Annotated in this window: 5 protein-coding genes and 1 pseudogene; 1 reads left to right on the forward strand and 5 read right to left on the reverse strand. The window is 71.7% G+C overall.

Annotated features, from left to right (window positions below):
- From ACWELJ_RS33110 to ACWELJ_RS33125, 4 genes are all read right to left on the reverse strand, one after another.
- On the reverse strand, positions 1-1,356 hold a 1,356-nt coding region (locus ACWELJ_RS33110; protein ID WP_452370012.1), incomplete at its 3' end, for an amidohydrolase.
- Between the two features lie 146 nt (positions 1,357-1,502).
- A complete protein-coding gene (locus ACWELJ_RS33115; protein ID WP_452370013.1) occupies positions 1,503-1,997 on the reverse strand; it encodes an FxsA family protein in 495 nt (164 codons plus the stop codon).
- Positions 1,998-2,079: 82 nt separating this feature from the next.
- A complete protein-coding gene (locus tag ACWELJ_RS33120) occupies positions 2,080-2,742 on the reverse strand; it encodes a response regulator (RefSeq protein ID WP_452370014.1) in 663 nt (220 codons plus the stop codon).
- 77 nt (positions 2,743-2,819) lie between these two features.
- On the reverse strand, positions 2,820-4,043 hold the full coding sequence (locus ACWELJ_RS33125) for a sensor histidine kinase (protein WP_452370015.1): 1,224 nt from the start codon (positions 4,041-4,043) through the stop codon (positions 2,820-2,822).
- Between the two features lie 88 nt (positions 4,044-4,131).
- Here ACWELJ_RS33125 and ACWELJ_RS33130 point away from each other — a divergent pair, with 88 nt between their 5' ends.
- Positions 4,132-4,899, forward strand: coding sequence for a TSUP family transporter (locus ACWELJ_RS33130; protein ID WP_452370016.1), 768 nt, complete (start codon positions 4,132-4,134; stop codon positions 4,897-4,899).
- A 23-nt stretch (positions 4,900-4,922) separates the two neighbouring features.
- Here the strand turns inward: ACWELJ_RS33130 and ACWELJ_RS33135 are convergent.
- Positions 4,923-5,328: pseudogene (locus ACWELJ_RS33135) on the reverse strand (hypothetical protein); the annotation flags it as partial.

Below are 5,328 nucleotides of genomic sequence, written 5' to 3' on the forward strand. Positions count from 1 at the left end.
GCCCCGGGTGGCGGCGGCGAAGGCGGCGCGCGGGGAGATCTGGTGGCCGGGGGTGCGGTGGTTGACCGCGGCGCGCAGCGCTTCCCACGGGTTCAGGGCGGTGACCGGGGCGTCGGAGCCGATGGCGAGGGAGATGCCCGCGGCGGCCATGGCGGCGAACGGGTTCAGGGTGGCGGCCCGGTCCGCGCCGAGGCGGGTGGCGTACATGCCGTCGGGGCCGCCCCAGGCGGCGTCGAATCCCGGTTGGACGCTGGCGATCACACCCCACGCGGCGAGTTTGGTGATCTGTTCCGGGGTCATCATCTCGGCGTGTTCGAGCCGGTGCCCGCGCGAGGCGACGGCCGGGCCGCCGAGCGCGTCCACGGCCCGTTCGAATCCGGTGACGACGGCGTCCATGGCGGCGTCGCCGATGACGTGGAATCCGGTCTGGATCCCGGCTTCGGTGCAGGCGAGCACATGTGCGGCAATGGCTTCGGCGTCGAGGTAGGAGGTGCCGGTGCTGTCGCGGTCGGCGTAGGGTGCGCGCAGCCACGCGGTGTGCGAGCCGATGGCACCGTCGACGAACAGGTCGCCGCCGAGGGCGTGCACGCCGAGTTCCTTGACCAGGGTGCGGGCTTCGTCGGCGGTCCGCACGGCCTGTCCCCAGTAGGCGCGCACCTCCACGCCGTGGGCGTGGTCGAGCAGTTCGCGCACGTCGTCGGCGCCGGAGATCTCGGGTCCGGCGCATTCGTGCACGGCCACAACCCCGTTGGCGGCGGCCGAGTCCAATGCGGCCTGCCGGGCCGCGTCCCGCTGCGCCCGGCTCAACGCGCCCAGCGCCGCGCCGCGCACCCGGTGGTGGGCGTCCCCGCGCAGCGGCTCGCCGCGGGTGAATCCGCTCGCCTCGGTGATGCCGTCCACCGCGTCGAGCAGTGCGGTCGAGGCGACGGCCGAATGCGCGTCCACGCGAGCCAGATACACCTGTCGTCCCGGGGCGGCCGCGTCGAGTTCCTCGCGGGTCGGGGCCCGGCCCTCGGCCCAGCGGGTCTCGTCCCAGCCCTCGCCGAGGATCACCCCGTCCGGATGGCCGGAGGCGAAGTCGCGCACCAGGTCCAGGCATGCGCGCAGGGAACCGGCTTGCGCCAGATCGAGTCCCGTCAGTTTCAGCCCGAGCGCGGTGACGTGCACGTGCGGGTCCACGAATCCGGGTGCGACGAACGCCCCATCGAGGTCGATGATCTCCGCGTCCGGATGCAGCGCCCGTGCCGGTGTGTCCAGCCCGACCCACACCACGGTCCCGTCGGTGACGGCCATGGCCGTCGCGTCGGGATTGCTCGAACTGTAGATACGGCCGCCGACCAGCAACTGGGTACTCACGACTGCCCAGTCTGCCGCACGCCCCGCCGGTCGCGGCAATCGCACTCGCCGACTGTGACCAGGACCCCGTCCGCAATGCCGCGGGGCCGATCACCGGAGTGGTGATCGGCCCCGCGGGCGGTATGGATTGACGTGTGTGTTCCCGCTCAGCGGGGATCGATCATCTTGTATCCGTGGCCCTGGCCGTCGTCGTAGTACTCGGTGACCACGGTCGCGTCGATGACCTCGCCGTCGGGATCGATCACGACATTGCGGTATCCGTAGGGTCCGACGGCGGTGGCGACCCGGTTGAGCCGGCGCGCGGCGAAGGCGGCCACGACCGGGCGCAGCAGGAATCGGGTGAACGGCAGCAGCGCCAGCAGGCCGAGCGCGGTGGTGAGCAGGCCGGGCACGAACATCAGGACCGCGCCCACCCCGACCAGCGCGCCGTCGGCGACGGCGGTGCTGGGTTCGAGTTCCCCGCGCGCGGCGCGGCGGAATCCCTCGAACACGCGGCGGCCCTGCGAGCGCACGAGTACCAGACCCACGGCCGATCCGGCCAGCAGCAGCAGAATCGTGGGGAAGACGCCGATGAGGTGGCCGACCCCGATCAGGGTGGCGATCTCGGCGGCGAACCAGGCGAGGAACAACAGGGCGGGCATCAGGCGATCCTTTCGATCGGTCTACCCGTGACAACGCGCGAGGTCCCGATTTTTCTCCCGGGTGCGGTCCCGGTCACAGCGGTCAGGCGCCGCCGGGCCGGACCAGGCCGGTCTCGTAGGCCAGGACGACGGCCTGGACCCGGTCGCGCAGGCCGAGTTTGGTGAGGACGCGGCCGACGTGGGTTTTGACGGTGGCCTCGGAGAGGTAGAGGGCGGCGGCGATCTCGGCGTTGGAGCGGCCCGCGGCGATGTGTTCGAGGACCTCGCGTTCGCGGGCGGTGAGGACGTCGAGGACCCCTGGGTCGCGCCCGGCGGCCGGGTCCTCGGCGATGAGGCGGTCCAGCAGGCGTTTGGTGACCTTCGGGGAGACGACGGCGTCGCCGGCGGCGACGCTGCGGATGGCGGAGATGAGGTCTTCGGGCGGGGTGTCCTTGAGCAGGAAGCCGCTGGCTCCCGCGCGCAGCGCGCCGAGGGCGTGTTCGTCGAGGTCGAAGGTGGTCATGACGAGAACGCGGCTGCCGCAGCCGGATTCGATGATGCGGGCGGTGGCGGTGACGCCGTCGGTGACGGGCATGCGAACATCCATGAGGACCACGTCGGGGACGAGTTCGGTGGCGCGGGCGATGGCGGTGGCGCCGTTGTCGGCCTCCCCCACCACATCGATGTCGGGGTGCGCGCCGAGCACCATTCGCAGTCCGGCGCGCATGAGTTCCTGGTCATCGACGACGAGCACGGTGATCGGCACGCTCCCAACCTATCCGGCGCCAGGATGCGGGCGGATAGCCGGGCGGCGGCCGATGGCGGTCGGTGCAGGTGGGCGGCTCAGTCCCGCACCTCGTCGCGGTCGAGGGGGATGGTGGCGCGGACGGTCCAGCCGCCGTGTGGATTCCGGCCCGTGGTGAGGGTGCCGCCGAGCACGGCGATGCGTTCGCGCATGCCGACCAGGCCCAGTCCGCTGCCGGGGATGCGGGTGGCGAGCGCGGGCAGGGCGGTGGCGGATCCGGCGGGGCAGCCGGTGTCGGGGGGCGTGGTGAGCGGGGTGCCGCCGGTGTCGGTGATCTCGAGCAGTACGTCGGTGTCGCGGCGGGTGACGCGGACGTCGGCGCGCGGGTCGGGTCCGGCGTGGCGCAGGGTGTTGGTGAGCGATTCCTGCACGATGCGGTGGATGCCGAGGCTGACCTCGGGGGTGACGGTGTCGAGTTCGCCGCGCAGTTCGAGGGAGACGTCGAGTCCGGCGCTGCGCATCATGTCGGCGACCTTGGCGATGCCCGCGGTGCCGTGTTGCGGAAGTTGTTCGGGCGCATGCTCGGTGCGCAGCAGTTCGACCGTGCGGCGCAGTTCGCGCAGGGCTTCGCGGCCGGTGCCGGCGATGGTGGCCAGTGCCTGCTCGGCGGTGTCGGGGTCGTGGCGCAGGGCGTAGCGGGCGCCGTCGGCCTGCACGATGATGACGCTGACCGCGTGCGCGACCACGTCGTGCAGTTCGCGGGCGATGCGGGTGCGTTCGGCGGCGACGGCGTCGTGGGCGCGGCGTTCGCGGTCGTAGTCGGCGACGGCCAGGCGGGCGGCGACCTCGGTGTCGTAGGCGTGGCGGGCGCCGACGAATTCGGCCAGGGTCCAGCACAGCGCGTAGTAGAGGGCGTTGAACAGGATGTCGGTGCCCTGCGGTTTGCCGATGGCGGTCGCGGCGACGACTCCGTCGATGAGCAGGATCGCCAGATAGACGAGTCCTTGGCGGCGGCCGACGTACGCGACGAGGGTGTAGAGCATGATGCCCAGGCCCAGCAGCGCCGGGTGCACGGCGTGGTCGCTGACGCTCCAGTGCACCAGCGACGCGGTCATGGACAGCACGACCATGGTGGCCGCGGCGGCGCGGGTGTGGGTGCGACGGAACACGATCGGCAGCGGCAGCAGCACGCTGAGCACGAGATAGGTGGGTTTGTACTGGCTGTTGCTCAGGGCGAGCACATCGATGACGAACAGCAGCAGCGCGACCGCCGAATCGGTGATCAGCGGTTTTCCGCGCAGCCAGAGACTGAATCGGCGCACCCGTCCACCCTACGGGCCGGTTCGCTGCCGACTCGCTGGCAGACCCGACGGTTTGAATCCGGGCGGCGGCGTCTGGTTGGGTCGCGGAGTGAGCATTGCGGATTGGGCGATCCTGTTGACCGCGGCGACAGCGGCCGGCTGGGTCGACGCCGTGGTCGGCGGCGGCGGATTGATCGTGCTGCCCACCCTGTTCGTGGTGCTGCCGGGCCTGGCACCGCAGACGGCCCTGGGCACCAACAAGATTGCCGCGTTCTCCGGCACCAGCGCGGCGGTGTTCACCTTCGCCCGCAAGGTGCCGATGCGCTGGAAGGTGCTGATCCCGGGTGCGCTGATCGCGGCGGTGGCCGCCGCCTGTGGTTCGGCGGCGGTGGCCCTCATCGACCGCGCGTACTTCATCCCGATCGTCATGGTCGTGCTGATCGGGGTGGCGGTCTTCGTGACGCTGCGTCCCTCGATCGGGGTCACCATGGCCACCCATCCCCCGACACGGCGCAAGACCATCCTGGTGGTGGCGCTGGCCGCGGGCCTGATCGGCCTCTACGACGGTGTCCTCGGACCCGGCACGGGCACGTTCCTGATCATCACCTTCGCCACCCTGCTCGGCACCGAGTTCGTGCGGGCCGCGGCCATGGCGAAGGTCATCAACTGCGGATCCAACCTGGGTTCGCTGCTGTTCCTGGCGAGCACGGGTCATGTGCTGTGGGCGCTGGGCCTGTCCATGGCGGTGGCGAATGTGGCCGGTTCGATCGCCGGTTCCCGCATGGCCCTGGCCAAGGGCGCCGGTTTCGTCCGGGTCGTTCTGCTGGTGGTGGTCACCGCCATGGTGATCCGCCTGGGCTGGCAGCAGTTCGCCTGACCGGGCGGCGCTGCTCGCCGGGCTCAGACGCGGGCGAGCCGATGCACCGAGCTCAGGGGGCGAAAGGCTTCGGGCTCCTGGCGTAGTGGAACGTCGGCGATCACCGGTAGGTGGTCGGCGGGCAGCTCCGGCGCGGGCTGGGACAGCCACGGCGCCAGCACTTTCGAGGTGGTCTCCTGGATCTTGCGTTGCAGCGCTTCGCCGTCCTCGAGGCCGGGCCGCTGGAACAGCACGGTCAGCGCACCGGACACCGCGCCGACGACCGCCCCGACCAGGGCGGCCGCGCCGACGTCGTCGAGTTCCTCGGGGAAGGCGGCGCGCAGCTGGCGCGCGATCTCCTGCTGGGAGGCGAGCTGGGCGTAGGCGGCGCGACCGGACACCGCGGGCACCGTGCGCGACACCTGGGCGCACGACGGGGGGGATCCCGAG

Source organism: Nocardia sp. NPDC004582 (genome assembly GCF_053602115.1).

Excerpts from the sequence above, each read along its gene's own strand:
- ACWELJ_RS33115 (WP_452370013.1), bottom strand. The coding sequence starts at position 1,997 with ATGCCCGCCCTGTTGTTCCTCGCCTGGTTCGCCGCCGAGATCGCCACC.